Below are 17,226 nucleotides of genomic sequence, written 5' to 3'. Positions count from 1 at the left end.
ACATCTTCAGAGTTCCGCTCTTTTCTTTTTCCTTTCTGACAACCTGCCCCACTTATGCTATACTGGAAGAAGATAGAATATGGAGATAAATATGGGAATAATTTTTGATTACCTAGACCAAGTAGCTTACGACAGTATCTACGATACCCCCTTTAATGAACTGGATATGCTGATGCTGACCGAGATAACTTATCTGCCTTTTGACCAGATCGTGTCTGACCAGATGTCCCCTGATTGTACTTGCCGCTTGTTTGAGGCTGCTGAAAAAGTGCCCCAGGATTTGTCCATGTTGGTGACTAAAAATCGTCTGAAACTTTTAGAAAAGGTAGCTAGCTCAACCCGTTTTAAAAATATTAAGCTTATGGGCTATGTCAATGATATTGATCCTGATATCCAAAAGCAGTTTGCAGCTATGATTTTCAAAATCAAGCCTGATAGCTATGTTCTAACCTTCCGCGGAACTGATGATTCCATTATCGGCTGGAAAGAGGACTTCCACATGACCTATATGGATCAGGTCCCAGCTCAAAAAACGGCGGTCAATTATCTGCGAAAAGCCATGGATGCTCTGCCTGGGCAGTTCATCCTGACGGGCCACTCGAAGGGCGGCAACTTAGCTTCCTACGCTGCTAGTCAGATCGAGCCAGAGTATCAAGAGCGCATTCAGAGCATTTACAGCTATGATGCTCCTGGACTGAATCACTCGGTCATCACCAGTCAAGGCTACCAGACTATTTCAGACAAGATAAAGCGCTACATTCCGCAAGGCTCTATCGTCGGAATGATGCTCGAAACGCCCAAGCAGGCTCAGATTGTCAAAAGTACAGCTATCGGCTCTGGCCCAGCACGATACCTTCACTTGGCAGATCAGTGGCCAGACTTTTGTCCTACTGGACAACCTTAATCCAGACAGCCTTCAAGTAGATAAAACTCTGAAAAACTGGGTAGATAGCGTTTCTGATGACGAACTAAAAGACTTTTTCGACCTCTTTTTCGGCCTCATCCTAGATGCTGGCATCAGCTCCATCAATGACCTCACCAAGCTGGAAAATTTCAACAAAATCCTAGCTGTTTTTGAAAATGCCAATGCTCTCACAGACCAGGAGCGGGAAATGCTGTCGCGCCTCGCCAAACTACTGGTAGACATGCGCTACCAGTCTTGGAAAGACGACATGAATCTGCTGAAGCCTAGCAAACTTGTTCAAGAGGTTAAGGAAAATCTATCCGAATTCACTAAGAATCTTCCTTTTACAAGCAATGATTTCGCTCAAACAGATAAACCCGATGAGCAATAAGCTATAAATACAGCACTTGGAAACTCTCTAATATAAAAGAAAAACACTCCTGTCAAAATCTAGAAAACTAGATTCAGGAGTGTTTTATTATGACTAACAAGTTAATTCTCTAAAATTGGACGCAACATGTAGTATGATGGACAGGCAGTCTCATGACAGCTTGTTTTTTCTTTGTTAGAATGTAACAAATATATTTACAACTAAGTAGTGATAAAAATCAGAAAGGAAACCATCATGAAATCTATCAAAGGAATCGCCCTTATTGCTGTTAGCATAATCCTGACCATCTATGCTTGGGCTTCAGCTGGAATGACCACCTTTATTGTACCCGGTCTGGCCTTGACTACTCTTTCGCTGACCTTTTTACTTGCGACTCGGAACGCCCTTTTGGAAAAATGGTTCCATGGTATCGAAAAGATGTATGATTATCATAAATTTACAGCTATCTTTTCCGTCGTCCTGCTTGCTCTCCACAATGTTGCTATGGGTGGCAGTCTCTGGGGCTCTCATCTGGCAGCCCAGCTTGGGAACGTCGGCATCTATCTATTTGTCAGCATTGTTCTGGTGGCCTATCTTGGCAAGCACATCAAATATGAGGCTTGGCGCTGGATTCACCGTTTTGTTTATTTGGCCTATATCTTTGGTCTCTTCCACGCCTATATGCTGATGGGCGGTCGACTCCTAACACCGACCTTACTAGGTTTCGTAGTCGGATTCTACGCTATCATAGGTTTAGCTTCTGGCTTTTACATTATCTTCCTCTATCAAAGTTTGGCCTTTCGCCATCTGGGAAAAATTCTGCAGGTCAAACGACTGAACCACGATACCGTGGAGTTGAAGATCCAGCTTAGTCAAAAGCTAGACTATCAGTATGGTCAGTTTGCCTTTGTCAAGATTTTCCAAGAAGGATTTGAAAAAGCGCCACATCCTTTCTCTATCTCTGGTGGCCATGACAATATCGTATACTTTACTATTAAGAACTCTGGCGATCACACTAAAAAAATTTATGACAAAATCCAAGAGGGAACCAAAGTCACCATTGACCAAGCTTATGGTCACATGATTCTTGACCAAGGGCAGGAAAAACAAATCTGGATTGCTGGCGGGATTGGCATTACGCCCTTCATTTCCTATATCCGTGAAAATCCTAATCTGAATCGTCCAGTCAGCTTCTACTACGCTTATACTGGAGCTGAAAATGCTGTTTACCTAGACCTCCTCACAGACTACGCGGCCAAGAATCCGCAGTTTGACCTTCATTTGGTTGATAGTAAGGTCTCTGGCTATTTGGACTTCAAGAATTATCCTTTGGACGACAAAACCACCGTCTTCATGTGCGGACCTGTCAAGATGATGGATAAACTAGCCAACGAATTTAAAAAGACCAATCCTAAGGCAGATCTGGTCTATGAAGGATTTAAGTTTAAATAAAGAAACCAAAAAGAGGAGTTCAATCCTCTTTTTTACTCTATTTGAATTCAACAGATTTTGAAAAAGATAAAATTTCTATCACTCAATATCCAAAAATAGACTTTTCAAACTACAAAAATATACGGAAAAGATTAATTCCAATCAGAATGAGAAAGAAAATAGATAATCCGATAAACAAATATTTAAAATACTTTTCATTGCTGATGCAGCGCTCAACATATGCCTCTTCTGGATTCTTAGGATTATAGTAAACAGCCATATTTGAGCCGACGGGAAATATTTTTTTCAAGTCTAGATTCCTATCCGAGCCGTAAACATAATCACTTGAAAAGACATCTTTTTGGATTTTTCCTGAAGAGGCAGGGATAAACTGTTTATACTCAAGTCTTTTTCGATATTTTTTGCCGCGAACGGTATACTCTACAATAGGCAAGGCTACCTGAGGTGGCTTACCATGGCGACTATAGATGAAACTGTTATACCCTACTACTTTGCCTGATATTAAAGATGTAGATTTACTTTTAATAGAAATTTCTTTTCGGTAGTGAAGATAGAGTGGAAAAACAATGACTAGCCAGAGTAGCCCAAGCACCACAATCGTAATCATAGGATTCATTATTATCTCCTTCGTTACTTTGATATTCAATACATATTGTATCAAAATTTTCATCTATACCAAAGTCTCTATAGGATATCTTTTTGCCTTTATAAAAATTATCGTTTTTCGATACATTTTTATTAAAATACAATAAAAAATAGATTATAATAAGAATAAAAGGAAAAGAAAATCTACTGCCGACTGATTTTCGATAGAGGTAAGCATCATGAAAAAGATTGAATTAAAGAATAATTCTTTGCTCAAAGATATCGTTAATCTTCTGAATCTTATCATAGTGGGTTATGCTGCTATTCTGGTGTTTCTTACTATCCTAAGTGTGATTTCTTACACCGGTCTTTCCGACAGGTTGGGAATGAAGCTCAATGTTCAATTTCTGCCCTCAGCTGATTTTTCAAATTGGTGGAGCATTTTAGCCTTTGTTATAAATCTTCTCACAGCTTCTTTGACTATTTATCTCATCTATCTTGCTCGTAATTTCATCAAAAATTTGATTGGTGGAAAGATTTTTGATTCATCAAACACGCAACTAGCTGATAAGGCATGGAAAGTCTTTCTGGCTCTGACCTTTCTTTCCGTTAAGGTTGCTGCATCAGGCAATCCCATCGCCCTCCCCTTCTCTTTTAACGCCAGTATGAGCTTTACACCTCTCTTAGGCGCTCTGATTATTTGGCTGATGATGAAAATTCTGGAAAAGGGGATTGATATAGCTGAAGAAAATGAATTTACTATCTAGGAGGCTGCTATCATGATTATCGTTAATCTTGATGTTCAGCTGGCCAAGAAAAAGATGAAACTGGGAGAACTAGCCGATATCATCGGCATCACAAACGCCAACCTTTCCATCCTCAAAATGGGCAAGGCTAAGGCTATCCGCTTTAGCACCCTCAATGCTATCTGTCAGACCCTTGATTGCCAGCCCGGAGACATCCTAGAATTTACAGATGATGAATAGTCATAACCACCCGTTAAACAGGTGGTTATGACTATTTGTTTGTTTTAAACAAATTAAGGGCTAGCGATATGGTATAGGATATAAAAAAACACCTTGCAATGATGTGCAAGATGCTTTCCCCATTTGATAGAACGACACATTTCACTATCAGCTAAACTGTAACAATACTCAAAAAATTATGATTCCTATTTATTCACATTTTTAAAGGTCACTTTAGCTTCTGGGTCAATACCAGTTACAATCGCTCTATAATATTTCTCGGCTGATTCTGTGATAAGATTTTTATATTGTTTAAGATATTCTTCTTGTTCTTTATTGCCAAGAGTTTTAGCAACATGCTCTCCAGTATCAATATTTTCTGTTGAACCGCTCAACAACTGTCCACTCGTATCATATAGTTTATATCGATCTTTGGGATTATCTGGAACCTCTACACCTACAACTTCATATTTAGGAATAGTCAGCTCATACTCATGCTCAGCAATTTTCCTAACCTTGACTCCTTCCTTAATTCCAAATTTAGCCGTATAATTAATAATAATGATTGCTTTCTTAACAGAGAGTGGAATACTGATATTAGTACCAGGTATTTTTTTATCTTTCTCAATCGTTTCGACTTTTTGAATTCCCACATTCAAAAAAACACTTTCATTAACTTTTTCCAAGTGAGTTATCTGCGTGTAGATTTGGCTTCGTTCATCTGAAGCGTTTTTCCCTTGGAAATATCCAACGATATTATAAGTTTTCGCAACAACAAAAAAGATAGCGAGAACGGCTACCACAATCCAAACGTAAATCTTAGCTCCTAAAACTTTTCTTATGAAATTTTTAACTATTTTCATTATCCTATTTCCTCCGAATTAAAAATGCTGTTCCAAGACTAATTATAGCGAGAATAGCTGATAAATAGGGATTCAGCGGAAAAAGAAGGACAATTAAAAGCAACAACAAAACAAGTGATGCAATTTTTACTATTTTCATAATATAACTCCTAAAATCTTTTCAATAAAAATTATATAAATATATATACCTTTTGTCAAGCGGTCTCAAAGAGAATAATACATCAAAATTCCCCAGCAGGAGGCTGCTGGGGGATTGTCATTAGAGCAAAGATTGCTACCCAATCAAACTTCCATTTGGTACTTTCTCGTCCACAATTAGGAGAGTCAGTTGGTCGCCGTGCTCGGCTGATAGAATCATACCTTGGCTGATGCGGCCCATCATTTTGCGTGGCTTGAGGTTGGCTACGATTTGGACTTTCTTACCGACCAGTTCTTGCTCGTTTGGATAGTATTTGGCAATACCAGAGAGGATTTGGCGGTCTTGACCGTCTCCTGCATCCAAGCGGAATTGAAGCAGCTTATCAGAGCCTTCAACCTTAGAAACTTCTTTGACTTCTGCGACACGGATTTCTACCTTATCAAAGTCGTCAAATTTGATCGCTTCACGGTTAAGTTTGAGCTCGACTTCTTCTGGCTTCCATTCTTTTTCAACCTCAGGTTTGTTTCCTTCCATTTGTCCTTTGATATAGGAAATTTCTTCTTCCATATCTAGACGAGGGAAGATTGGTGTCCCTTTTTCTACAACTGTCAGACCTGCTGGGAGCTGGTCAATTGCTAGGTTTTCCAACGAAACTGCTTGAGGCAAGCCCAGTTGACTGAGGACAGCCTTGCTGGTTTCCATCATGAAAGGCTCAATCATATGGGCAACAACACGGAGGCTCGCTGCCAAGTGACTCATGACTGCTGCCAGTTCTTTGACCTTAGCTTCATCCTTGGCCAAAACCCAAGGAGCTGTTTCATCAATATATTTATTGGTGCGGGAGATGAGCGTCCAGACTGCTTCCAGAGCACGTGGGTAGTCCACTGCATCCATGTGTTTGTAGTAGTCAACGATGGATTCAGCTGCCACCTGAGCTAGAGCTCCATCAAAGTCCGTCACATTTTCTTCATAGGCTGGCACCTGACCGTCAATGTACTTGTTAATCATGGAAACGGTACGGTTGAGGAGGTTTCCTAGGTCATTGGCCAGCTCATAGTTGATACGGCCAACATAATCTTCTGGCGTGAAAGTTCCGTCTGAGCCAACTGGAAGACTGCGCATGAGGTAATAGCGTAGAGCATCCAAACCATAACGTTCTACCAGCATTTCAGGATAGACTACATTGCCCTTAGACTTAGACATTTTGCCATCTTTCATGACAAACCAGCCATGAGCAATCAAGCGGTCAGGCAGCTTAATATCCAGCATCATGAGCAGAATTGGCCAATAGATAGAGTGGAAACGCAGAATGTCCTTGCCCACCATGTGGAAGACAGTGCCATTCCAGAATTTATCATAGTTAACATGATCATCCTGACCGTAGCCAAGAGCAGTCGCATAGTTGAGCAGGGCATCAATCCAAACATAGACCACGTGTTTAGGATTTGATGGCACAGGCACGCCCCAAGTAAAGGTCGTCCGAGAGACGGCCAAGTCTTCCAAGCCTGGCTCGATGAAGTTTTTCAGCATTTCATTGAGACGACCGTCTGGAGTAATGAAGTTGGGCTGTGATTTGAAAAATTCTACCAAGCGATCTTGGTACTTGCTTAGACGAAGGAAGTAAGACTCTTCTGATACCCATTCCACTTCATGTCCAGATGGCGCAATTCCGCCCGTTACATTTCCAGCTTCATCACGGAAAACTTCTGCAAGCTGGCTTTCTGTAAAGAATTCCTCATCTGAAACTGAATACCAACCAGAGTATTCGCCCAAGTAAATATCATCTTGAGCAAGTAAGCGTTCAAAGACCTGAGCCACTACTTTTTCATGGTAGTCATCGGTCGTACGGATGAATTTATCATATGAGATATCGAGCAATTTCCAGAGTTCTTTGACCCCAACTGCCATGCCATCGACGTAAGCTTGCGGGCTGATACCAGCTTCCTCCGCTTTTTGCTGGATTTTTTGACCATGTTCATCCAGACCAGTCAGATAGAAAACATCGTAGCCCATGAGGCGCTTGTAGCGAGCCAAAACATCACAGGCAATAGTCGTATAGGCAGACCCGATATGAAGTTTACCAGACGGATAGTAGATAGGGGTTGTAATATAAAATGGTTGTTTTGTAGTCATTTTTAATCCTTTCAAGGCTAATGAAACCTTTTTTGATAACACTTTATTATATCATATTTCCTAGCGATTGAAAGAGGGGAACTGACATTGATTTTAGGCTTTCTTCTCTTAAAATAAATAAGGACGATAGGTTTTATTCCATAGTTTCTTTCGACGATAGTAATAGTAAAGAACAGCTCTATTCATCAAATCGGTTGAGAAACGATCTTCTTAGTTTGTTCATAATTCTTTTCTAGGGCTATAATAAAACACCTTGATTTAGCCATCTATTTTGTTCTGGCCAAAGATCGCTATTTCCCCAAAACTTGCCAATTCTTGCTAAATATAGTAGAATATATAAAAATATTTAAGGAGATTACTACATGATTGATGCATATAAAAAATTTTGGAAGGGCTATGTGGATTTCACCGGTCGCTCAACTCGCCCAGAATTTTGGTGGCCAATTCTCTGCCATTTTTTAGTAATGATACTAATACTTTGTACTGCTCTTCTGATTGAGACGGTTTTGAACTCTGAGACTGGAGGAGCCTTATCTACCGCCTTTGTTGGCCTGATAGTTGTCTATTACATTGCAATTCTGCTTCCCTCTCTCGCCATTCAAGTTCGACGATTGCGAGATGGTGGCTATTATTGGGCTCTTCTCTTTTTGTACTTGGTCCCATTTTTTGGCCATTTTATTCTGTTTATTTTTTATTGTCAGCCTACAAAATATGAACTCGTTAGCAATGATTCCTATAATAATACAGAATACCAAGATCAGCAATTTAGCCAAAATCCCTATCAAGAGCAGCAAAATTACCAACAAAATTTTGTGGCAACTGAAAACGAGTAAAGTCCATTGAATCAAACAAAAAGCATTCTACTTTAACAGGCCTCCCGAAAGGTTAGATTTTTGTATCTAACTCTTTGGGAGGCCTGTTAAATTTACCTGGTTTTTTATGTTTGTTAAACCATATTATTTTTCCACAGCTTCATTATAGATTCGAATCCAAGGAGCAACTTGATTTATCACATCTAAAAACTGTAATAAGTCAATATATTTTTGATCCGTATAAGGTCCAAAAGCCAGACGAATATCTTTGTTAGAACTCATTGGATTGTAATACAGATACAGGTGATGAACTTTTGCATACTTTGTTTCTTGCACTTCCTCAATCTTAATGGTCACATCAACTAAATCAGAAAGCATGAGAAATTGGAAATAAGCATCCACCCGTATGATGGCATCCTTGTAGAGATAGAGAGATAAGCTTTCACGCGCATAACGAGAGTCGCTATAAATCAGTTGAAGATCCTTTTCCAGCTCTGGAAAGTGAGAATAAAGTTCTTGACAGCGTCGCAAACTCTTTTCCCTATTGACTATAGCAAGGCAAGTAAAGAGACCGCTCATCGCCATTAGCAAGATGATTAAAATCAGGGTCATTCTCCCCCCGACTTCATCTGTCTGTGACAAAGCCAAGAGCAAAGCGAAAGCCCCTAGACCACAAAAAATAGGAAAAACTAATTCCTTATAAAATTTAAAATTTATTTTTTCTTGCACCAATTATCCTCTCAATCCAAACATGGCTCGTTTTCCACCTCGATCCTATGCCCAAGGATTATAAAAGCGTCCTTGATTGACAACGAAAAGAAGAAGGCTGAGGCCTAGTAGAAGGACAGACACCACGATTACAAGTTTGTCTAGTTTTCCGAAGGCTTGCTGGGTGTACCAAGTCCGCTTTTTGTTTTTCCCAAAGCGACGCAGCTCCATGGCCGTCGCGATGGTGTTGATTCGCTCGAGCGAGCTGAAAATCAAGGGAATGACGATTTGCAGATTGCCCTTGACCCGCTTGCTAAGGGGAGCTTTCTTGGATAATTCTTGCCCACGCGCCTCTTGAGACATCTTGATGAGGTAAAATTCCTCCTGCAAATCCGGAATATAACGCAGGGTCAGGCTGACCGCATAAGCAATCTTATAAGAAAGGCCGATTTGATTCAGACTGGAAGCAAATTGACTGGGATGGGTGGTCATGAGAAAGATCACCGCTAGGGGAATCGTTGAGAAATACTTGAGCAAAAGATTCAAGAGATAAAAGAGCTCCTGAAGCGTGAGATTATAAGCTCCCCAGCCTGTCCAGAGCAAATTCTTGGCTCCATAAATCTCCACCCCATACTGAGGGGCAAAGAGATAAACCATGAGAATATTCAGTGCTGCAAAAGTTCCCGCAAAAGCCAGAACAAAAGAAATATCTTTCAGCCGAATCTCAGACACTCGAAATAACATCAGAGAAGCCAGAGCCACAAGAAGGAGGAAACGCGTATCGTAGCTCATCATGGCCGCCACTGAAACCAAGATAAAAAAGATCAGTTTGCTAGCACCAGAAAGAGCATGGAGAAAAGTCTTTCCGGCATGGTAGCCAATCAATTTCTGTTGATTAAACATGACTTTCCTCCTTTTTTCGCATGTAAAATTGAGTCAGAGCTAACGGATCCATTCCCAGCTTCTCAGCTAAGCTAAAAATCGAAGTTTCCTTTAAATTGGCCGCTGCAATCAACTCATGATTGGACAGAACCTGAGCAGGCGACTGGTCTGCTAAAATCTGGCCGTCCACCACCACGATGGCCCGATCCGAATAATCCAGCATAAGCTGCATATCATGGGTAATCATGATAATCGTGTGTCCCTGCTGGTTTAGCTCATCGAGAAAGTCCATCATCTCTGTATAATGGCGCTGATCCTGACCAGCTGTTGGCTCATCCAAAAGGATAATCTCTGGATTTAGTACCAAGATAGAAGCAATGGTCACCCGCTTCTTCTGACCAAAAGACAGAGCTGAAATCGGCCAACTGCGAAATTCATAGAGACCGCAAGTTTTGAGCACAGCATGAACCCTTTCTTCAATTTCCGCCTCTGCCAAACCACGCAACCGCAGTCCCAGAGCTACTTCATCAAAGATCATTGTGGTTGAAATCATCTGATTGGGATTTTGCAGGACATAGCCAATCCGCTCCGCTCGCTCCTTGATAGAGTCGCCCTTGATATCCTGTCCCTGCCAACGATACTCCCCTTCTGTATCAATAAAACGACAAAGAGCCTTGGCTAGAGTAGACTTGCCAGCTCCATTTTTCCCAACGATGGCTATCCGCTCACCCTTGAAAATCTTCAGACTAATATCCCGCAAAATAGGTCTGTCGTTCTGATAGGCAAAAGAAACATGATCGAGTTCCAAAAGAGCTTCGTGCCTACTGTCAACCTGCTCTGCTTTTTGCTCGGTCAGATTCTGAGAAAGTCCTGTAAGCTCCAGCTTGGTCAAATCAGCCAGATGAGTCGCACTTGCCACATCAAAACCAAGCTGCCGCAAGGCTGTGATATAGAGAGGCTCTCGAATCCCATTTTCCGCTAAAAGCTCTGTCTTGAGCAGATCATCCGGCGCGCCGTTAAAGAGGATTTGCCCATCATTGACGAGGATAACTCGATCAACAGGTCGATAAAGAACATCTTCCAAGCGATGTTCAATAATGATGGTCGTGGTCGCAGCTTCTCTATGAATCCGATCAATCAAGTCAATCATGTCCTGACCAGACTTGGGATCGAGATTGGCCAAAGGCTCATCAAACAGCAAAATTGGGCTCTCATCGATCAAGACACCCGCCAGACTGACCCGCTGTTTCTGCCCGCCAGACAAGTCTTGAGGACGATGGTCCAAAAGCTGCTCTAGGTCTAGCTGCTTGGCCCAACGCAGGACTTTCTCCCGCATCAAGGGCAAGGCCACCATATCATTTTCCAAGGCAAAGGCCAGATCCTCTGCAACACTGAGTCCGATAAACTGACCATCCGTGTCCTGCAAAACCGTGCTGACAAGATTTGACTTGTCATAAACGCTGGTGTCAAAAGCTGGCTGCTCCTTAATCAAGAGATGTCCACTGGCCTGTCCCTTGTAAATATTGGGTATAATACCGTTAAGACACTGCCCTAGGGTTGACTTACCAGAGCCAGACGGCCCAATAAGCAGCACCTTTTCCCCCTCATAAATGGTCAGATTAATATGCTTCAAAGTCGGCTCCGACTGAGCCTGATATTGAAAACTAAAATCTTCAAATTGAATAATTGGTTTTTCCATGTTTTTTCTATAAAGCCAGAGCGATCTGAATCGCCAGATTGGCCACCTTGTCTTTCTCGTCTAAGTCCGCATGATTAGCCAGATTGCGCATATCCCAAGCCTCCTCAGACAGATGATCCGCCGCATAAAAGAACTGGCAAACTCGAATGCCACGAAAGGCCGCCAAAGCCGCTACAGCCGAGCATTCCATATCCACACAGATAGCTCCCGCCTCTTTTCGCCTGCGCAGCTTGTCCGCAGTCTCTCGGAAAATGCCATCGGTCGTCCAAACCTTGCCCAAACTATGGGAAATCCTTCGCTGCTCAAGGAAATTTACCAGAAAATCCTGCAAGCCGACATTGACCGCTATCTCCGAACTAGCCGGCTGGCAATGATAGCTAGTCCCCTCATCGCGCAAGGCTGCTGTCGGAATAATGATGGATGTTTCTTTGATATCCTCGTCTAGCACACCACAAGTCCCAAATAGAACCAGTCTTTTCATGCCAAAAGCGATCAAATCCTCCAGAATAGCCACACAAGCAGAAGCCCCAACTGGAGCATTGAAAAGAGCTAGCTCCTGCCCATCCACAAAGACACGATAAATAGGAATCTCAATGTTGGCCATAGATGTCGTCGTAATCAACTCATGGTCAAAATCCGCCAGCATTCGGGCAAAGGTCTCCCGAGCAAAGCAGGACACTGCCGTCTGCGGAAAGCCTTCAATAGGCTCTATCAAATCCTCTGGATTGATGATGGCCTTACGGTTTTGATCAAACTCTTCAAGAATCATCGACTTGTTTTGTCCCTTTCTTTAGCATAAAATAGCCAGCTAACATCCACTGACTCTATCCTACTATTGTATCATAAAAAGGCGGTCTACTGACTATCGCCTGCATATTTTCTAGCTAGCCAAGGATATAGGCAGGCTCTATAGCAAGGATGGGCTCAAGCGCATTTCAAAACAAAAAATTGGGATAAAGCAACTGCCCCCGTGCGCTAGATTAATATCTAGCTATCGGAGGGCAGTCAATCTGAACAAGAATTTTCACATAAAAAGATTATTTATCCATAATAGAAGCTGAAGCTAAACTGGCTGAGTCCAGTCTTGGCATGAACAAAGACTACAAAACAAACTCCTGGCAATCTTCAAAGAGAGCTTTCATTTGGGCAAAAGTCATAGCAGAAACAAGAACTTTCTCAGCATCAAATAATTGTGTCATATTTTCAGGAAGCTTGTCCAAAAAATCTGAATATGAAATTCTCTTGTAAATAAAGAATTTCTCCAGATTGTCCGGGTCTGCATCATCACATCCGACCAGATTACAGCACCAGCTAAGTTTTGATTCATCAATATATTCAGTATCTTCTGGTGCGAGGGTAGGTACGAGAGGAAGGATTGTATCAACACCAGCAGTTAGCGTATAGGTCCCTAAAATTTTTTCACTCTGCTCACTTCCATAAAATTTACTTTGAGCGTCATAGGCACCAATATACTGTCGAGTGGTGAAAAAATCGCTATAACTCTGAGCAGGATTATCTGCCTTCAAGAAACCTTCCACCAGATGTGGACTCAGGGCAAGCGTTCTCCGAATACCATCTTGATACACAAGCTCATAGCCTGATTTTAGAAAGTCCTCCAAGCCAAAAATTATGTCCTCTTGATAAGGGTAGTCCCAGACACTTGAACTGCTATATTCTCTACCATGTTCATCACGGATGCTTGTCCCCAAACGACTTGATAACTTAGAAATCAAAGTAAGGGCCTGAGACCAATCAGCAAGTGTTGAAGGAGTCAGAATCCGCACATTGTAAGTTTGTTGAGTCTTATCATATTCCAAGTCAATATAACGGCCTGACTTTGCAGGAACCCAGCATTTCAATAGAGCAAGCTTATCTAGTCCAAGGTACACAAACTCTTTCTGTATAGGGTGGGGTTCAAGTCCATCAACAAATCCAAGCAATTCACTGATTTTTAAAACTTTCTGAAATCCTAGAAAACCTCGTTTATTTGGAATGGAAAATGTAATACTCATAAAGCAAACATCCTTATATTATCTTGTTATATTATAACATATGCTACAAGAATGTAAAATAAAGACCTATAACTAGAAAAATAGAGCTATAAGAGATTTTCTAGATTTATTTCTAAAAATACTAGCTTGCCATATCATCATCCTAAAATACATAACGCTGAGCCCCATTACTAAACAGGTTATCTTTCCATATCAAAAACAGCCCCAGTGGACTGTTTTTGATTCTTTATGCAGGACTTACTTCATTTAAGCTCTCCCCAATCGAAGCCAAACGCTCTATCACTTCATTTTTGCGTCAGCTCCTGATTGTAGGACAAGGCTAGCTTGATCCAGTAAGGCAGTTCCTTTTGTCCTTCGCCATCTAAATCAATATAGCCATGATAAAGCCTGCCCTTCATCACTGTGACACTGGCACCATTTTTAGGCAGGACCTGCTTTTCCATTTCCTTACCGATGCGTACCATGACAAGCTCTTGACTTCTCGAACTCACAGTAACGGTCATCTTACCACGGACCATAAAAGCCAAACCACCAAACATCTTCTTCTCTTCTACCTCTTCTTCAAAAACATGAGGGGGAAGTTCAGTAGCTAAAATGGTACGAATCTGTTGAGCCAAAGATTTACTATATTCCATCGCTCTCCCCTACTTCATCATCACATCCCAGCCGATACCAAAACGGTCAATCAAGCGGCCATAAAACTCTGCGAAAGCTTGTTCCTCTAAAGGATAGAGAATTTGTCCACCTTCAGCAAGCTTGGCAAAAAGCTCATTGGCTTCTTCTCTACTATCTGGGCTCAGAACCAACCATTGATTAGGCTGATGATTGCTAGGAATAGATAGGTCATTAAAAACACCTACATCCTCACCATTCAGGGTCAAGTTTTCTGTATCTAAAGCAATCCAGGCAAGCTTATCCCGTTTTTCTGCAGGAAGGTTTGCTGGATCCATCATCTCACTAGCTCGTACAAGTCCCTTTATCTCTGTCTGAAAAAGATCTGCATAAAAACGAAAAGCTTCTTCGGCCTGACCATTAAAACTTAAAAATACGTCTAATTTCATTATTGTTCCTCCAATTTTTTATATCTGAGAATAAATCTCTAGTATCAGTTTATCAATTAAGATAAAAATTTTCTTATTCTCAATTGCGCTTGTTTGGCTAGGGAACGCATGATTAAAACTGGAAGATTAACTGTAATAGGTGGATCGCTGGGCAAGGGCCTGCGCATGCTGATTTCCTCCTGATAGATGCTATCGCCTGAAAAAGTGAGAGGCTCATCGCTGCCCCAGCGAAAGTTATGCTTCAAGACATAGTTTTTAGTTAGGCATAAATCCTCCAGCAATTCACAGGCCAAAAGATAGTAGTGACCATCCTGTACATTTTCAAAAATAAACCGGCTCTCCTGACTCAGTGCTACTCCGATAACCGGCTCTTCTTTGGGTATGCGGGTTTTAAAAAGCCCGACACAACTAATACGTGGTTCATACCCCTCAGGATAAGATAGCGTCACAGTCAATCGATTGCCACTTTTACAGTCGGGATCCTGATGCAACAAAGCTCCCTTCTCATCCAGCTGTTTGACCATGAAATCATAAGCCTTGGTTGATTCCTGATAGTATTTTTTAGGCGAAAGTCCAGTATGCCGCTTAAACGTATTGGAGAAGCTGCCTAGGCTATCATAACCAGCTTCCATAGAGGTATCCGTCACATTTTGCCGACCTTCCACAATCTCCTGAATCCCTTTTTCCATCTTAAGAGCTTCCATATATTGCTTGATAGAAAAGCCCATCTTTTTCTTGAAAGTTCTGGATAGATGGGAAGGACTATAGTGGAAATGCTGAGCCAAATCAGTCAGACTCAGCTCTTCATCTGCATGCTGACGCAGATAGGCTGCCACTTCTTCCATGATAGCTTTAGACATAGACTTGCTCCTTTCCCATTTATTTAAGCCCATTATATCACATCAAAAAGAAGGGACAAAACATCGAAATCTGAATAATGAAAAGCTAATCTGCAACTAAATAATGAAAAAACTTTAGACACTTGAAACATCTAAAGTTTTTTATCTTCACGATTAAATTACTGAGCTACTAGTGTTTCCAAGCTCTCCCCAATCGCAGCCAAACGTTCTATCACTTCTGCTTGACTCAGACCGTTTTCAGTCACATAGCGGTTGCGAGGATGAACGCGGCATTCGTGAGAACAGCCACGGAGGTACTTGTCTTCGTTTTCTTCTGAAGTCAGGATGCGGCGGTTACACTCTGGATTGCCACAGTTGACATAGCGCTCGCAAGGAGTACCGTCAAACCAGTCTTTCCCAATCACAACTGGATCAACATGATTGATATCAACCGAGATACGCTCATCAAAGACATACATCTTGCCGTCCCAAAGCTCACCTTGAACTTCTGGATCCTTGCCGTAAGTCGCGATACCGCCATGAAGCTGACCGACATCCTTATATCCTTCACGCACCATCCAGCCTGAGAATTTCTCACAGCGAACACCACCGGTACAGTAAACAACCACGCGCTTGTCCATGAACTTCTCTTTGTTATCACGAACCCATTGCGGCAATTCGCGGAAGTTGCGGATGTCTGGACGGATAGCACCGCGGAAGTGACCCAGATCATACTCGTAGTCATTACGAGTGTCTAGGACAACAGTGTCTTCGTCCAAGAGGGCTTCTTTGAACTCTTTTGGAGACAAGTAAGCTCCTGTCGTCTCCAACGGGTTGATGTCGTTGTCAAAGTCATTGTCTTCCAAACCAAGGTGGACAATTTCTTTCTTGTAGCGAACAAACATTTTCTTGAAGGCTTGCTCATTTTCTTCGTCAATCTTGAACCAAAGGTCTTCCATGCCTGGAAGGCTGTGCACATAATCCATGTATTTTTGAGTGGTTTCATAGTCACCAGAAACCGTTCCATTGATTCCCTCATCTGCTACCAGGATACGGCCTTTCAGACCGATAGATTTACAGAAGGCCAGATGATCAGCTGCAAACTTCTCAGCATTCTCAATCGGAACATATTTGTAGTAAAGTAATACGCGAATATCTTTTGCCATAAGATTTCAACTCTCATTTCTCTATAAATTTTCTGAATTTTTTAATTCATCTATTTATTATAACCTGATTGAAAAAACTGGGCAAAACATTTGTTTGGAAAATAGCAGAGCTAGAATTTATACGTAGAAAAGCAGGTTAGCCCTCTTTTTCCAATTCCTCCAAATACTTCTCAAAGCGCTTCTTTTGCCACTTGCTGAGGCTCTCTAATAAAATATTGACCAGCAGCATAAAGGGAAAGTGAATGACAAAAGTAATTAAAATAACAAATAGAAACATGGGGTGAAAAACACTATTGTGATAAATAGCATGATTGAGCTGAAAATTTTGGCAGGCAATCAAAAGGGCCAGAAATCCTGTCGCAGCCAGCACACCCCAGATAGTCAGACTGAAACTATTGTAATAATTAGCTCCCAGATACTGAGTGCGACACATGAAATAAAAGCTAGTGATGAGAATCAAAAGCAAGAAGGGCTGATAGTGAACGACTCCCCCATTCATAGCTACAGAACCCATATATAAAGCTAAACTGCCACATAGCATGAGACTAAAAGCCTCCATACCAGCCTTGTTGACCAGTTGCTCCTCCCGTTCGTCTAAAATTTGACGTTTGATAAGTTTCATTTTCATTTCAAACT

16 protein-coding genes and 4 pseudogenes are annotated in these 17,226 nt (G+C 41.6%); 5 read left to right on the top strand and 15 right to left on the bottom strand.

Features of this window, described 5'->3' with window-relative positions; genetic code table 11:
- Nucleotides 1-91 precede the first annotated feature (91 nt).
- Nucleotides 92-1,295 (top strand): annotated as a pseudogene (locus D8793_RS05730) (DUF2974 domain-containing protein).
- A 234-nt stretch (nt 1,296-1,529) separates the two neighbouring features.
- Nucleotides 1,530-2,726 (top strand): ferredoxin reductase family protein, encoded by a 1,197-nt coding sequence (locus D8793_RS05725; protein ID WP_125371511.1) that lies wholly within the window; start codon nt 1,530-1,532, stop codon nt 2,724-2,726.
- A gap of 109 nt (nt 2,727-2,835) precedes the next feature.
- Here the strand turns inward: D8793_RS05725 and D8793_RS05720 are convergent, their stop codons facing one another.
- A complete protein-coding gene (locus tag D8793_RS05720) occupies nt 2,836-3,342 on the bottom strand; it encodes a DUF3592 domain-containing protein (RefSeq protein WP_125371510.1) in 507 nt (168 codons plus the stop codon).
- 208 nt (nt 3,343-3,550) lie between these two features.
- Between D8793_RS05720 and D8793_RS05715 the strand changes: the two genes are divergently transcribed.
- Entirely contained in the window at nt 3,551-4,078 is a 528-nt protein-coding gene (locus D8793_RS05715; RefSeq protein WP_125371509.1) for a DUF2975 domain-containing protein, read from the top strand.
- 12 nt (nt 4,079-4,090) lie between these two features.
- The gene (locus D8793_RS05710; protein WP_005590983.1) at nt 4,091-4,297 is read left to right on the top strand and encodes a helix-turn-helix domain-containing protein; all 207 of its coding nucleotides are present in this window, start codon (nt 4,091-4,093) and stop codon (nt 4,295-4,297) included.
- 185 nt (nt 4,298-4,482) lie between these two features.
- Here the strand turns inward: D8793_RS05710 and D8793_RS05705 are convergent, their stop codons facing one another.
- The gene (locus tag D8793_RS05705; RefSeq protein WP_125383789.1) at nt 4,483-5,139 is read right to left on the bottom strand and encodes a DUF4230 domain-containing protein; all 657 of its coding nucleotides are present in this window, start codon (nt 5,137-5,139) and stop codon (nt 4,483-4,485) included.
- Between the two features lie 274 nt (nt 5,140-5,413).
- On the bottom strand, nt 5,414-7,411 hold the full coding sequence (metG, locus tag D8793_RS05700) for a methionine--tRNA ligase (protein ID WP_125371507.1): 1,998 nt from the start codon (nt 7,409-7,411) through the stop codon (nt 5,414-5,416).
- Nucleotides 7,412-7,773: 362 nt separating this feature from the next.
- Between metG and D8793_RS05695 the strand changes: the two genes are divergently transcribed.
- On the top strand, nt 7,774-8,244 hold the full coding sequence (locus tag D8793_RS05695) for a DUF805 domain-containing protein (RefSeq protein ID WP_125371506.1): 471 nt from the start codon (nt 7,774-7,776) through the stop codon (nt 8,242-8,244).
- Between the two features lie 123 nt (nt 8,245-8,367).
- On the opposite strand, the gene D8793_RS05690 is transcribed toward D8793_RS05695, so the two are convergent.
- From D8793_RS05690 to D8793_RS05645, 12 genes and pseudogenes are all read right to left on the bottom strand, one after another.
- The gene (locus D8793_RS05690; protein ID WP_239665871.1) at nt 8,368-8,835 is read right to left on the bottom strand and encodes a hypothetical protein; all 468 of its coding nucleotides are present in this window, start codon (nt 8,833-8,835) and stop codon (nt 8,368-8,370) included.
- Between the two features lie 162 nt (nt 8,836-8,997).
- Nucleotides 8,998-9,834 carry an energy-coupling factor transporter transmembrane component T family protein gene (locus D8793_RS05685; protein WP_125371504.1) on the bottom strand — a complete coding sequence of 279 codons (837 nt, stop codon included), beginning with the start codon at nt 9,832-9,834 and terminating at the stop codon, nt 8,998-9,000.
- Nucleotides 9,827-10,630: pseudogene (locus D8793_RS12405) on the bottom strand (energy-coupling factor ABC transporter ATP-binding protein); the annotation flags it as partial. The pseudogene D8793_RS12405 and the gene D8793_RS05685, both read right to left, overlap by 8 nt.
- Before the next feature lie 27 nt (nt 10,631-10,657).
- Nucleotides 10,658-10,753 (bottom strand): annotated as a pseudogene (locus tag D8793_RS12400) (hypothetical protein); the annotation flags it as partial.
- Nucleotides 10,729-11,512, bottom strand: a pseudogene (locus D8793_RS12395) (ABC transporter ATP-binding protein); the annotation flags it as partial. The pseudogenes D8793_RS12395 and D8793_RS12400, both read right to left, overlap by 25 nt.
- Nucleotides 11,513-11,519: 7 nt before the next feature.
- Entirely contained in the window at nt 11,520-12,281 is a 762-nt protein-coding gene (locus tag D8793_RS05675; protein ID WP_125371502.1) for a nucleoside phosphorylase, read from the bottom strand.
- A 331-nt stretch (nt 12,282-12,612) separates the two neighbouring features.
- On the bottom strand, nt 12,613-13,524 hold the full coding sequence (locus tag D8793_RS05670) for a DUF4299 family protein (protein WP_125371501.1): 912 nt from the start codon (nt 13,522-13,524) through the stop codon (nt 12,613-12,615).
- 284 nt (nt 13,525-13,808) lie between these two features.
- Nucleotides 13,809-14,159: a TfoX/Sxy family protein gene (locus tag D8793_RS05665; protein WP_125371500.1), complete on the bottom strand. Its 351-nt coding sequence runs from the start codon at nt 14,157-14,159 to the stop codon at nt 13,809-13,811.
- A 9-nt stretch (nt 14,160-14,168) separates the two neighbouring features.
- Nucleotides 14,169-14,585 carry a VOC family protein gene (locus D8793_RS05660; RefSeq protein WP_125371499.1) on the bottom strand — a complete coding sequence of 139 codons (417 nt, stop codon included), beginning with the start codon at nt 14,583-14,585 and terminating at the stop codon, nt 14,169-14,171.
- Nucleotides 14,586-14,641: 56 nt separating this feature from the next.
- A complete protein-coding gene (locus D8793_RS05655; RefSeq protein ID WP_125371498.1) occupies nt 14,642-15,445 on the bottom strand; it encodes a helix-turn-helix transcriptional regulator in 804 nt (267 codons plus the stop codon).
- A 158-nt stretch (nt 15,446-15,603) separates the two neighbouring features.
- A complete protein-coding gene (gene trhO, locus D8793_RS05650) occupies nt 15,604-16,590 on the bottom strand; it encodes an oxygen-dependent tRNA uridine(34) hydroxylase TrhO (RefSeq protein ID WP_062005591.1) in 987 nt (328 codons plus the stop codon).
- 136 nt (nt 16,591-16,726) lie between these two features.
- Entirely contained in the window at nt 16,727-17,218 is a 492-nt protein-coding gene (locus D8793_RS05645; RefSeq protein ID WP_125371497.1) for a DUF6773 family protein, read from the bottom strand.
- Nucleotides 17,219-17,226 lie beyond the last annotated feature (8 nt).

Origin of the sequence: Streptococcus cristatus, assembly GCF_003943465.1 — a bacterium.
Taxonomy (GTDB): domain Bacteria; phylum Bacillota; class Bacilli; order Lactobacillales; family Streptococcaceae; genus Streptococcus; species Streptococcus cristatus_C.
The sequence above is the reverse complement of the archived record's forward strand: the minus strand, read 5'-3'. Positions and strand labels throughout refer to the sequence as shown.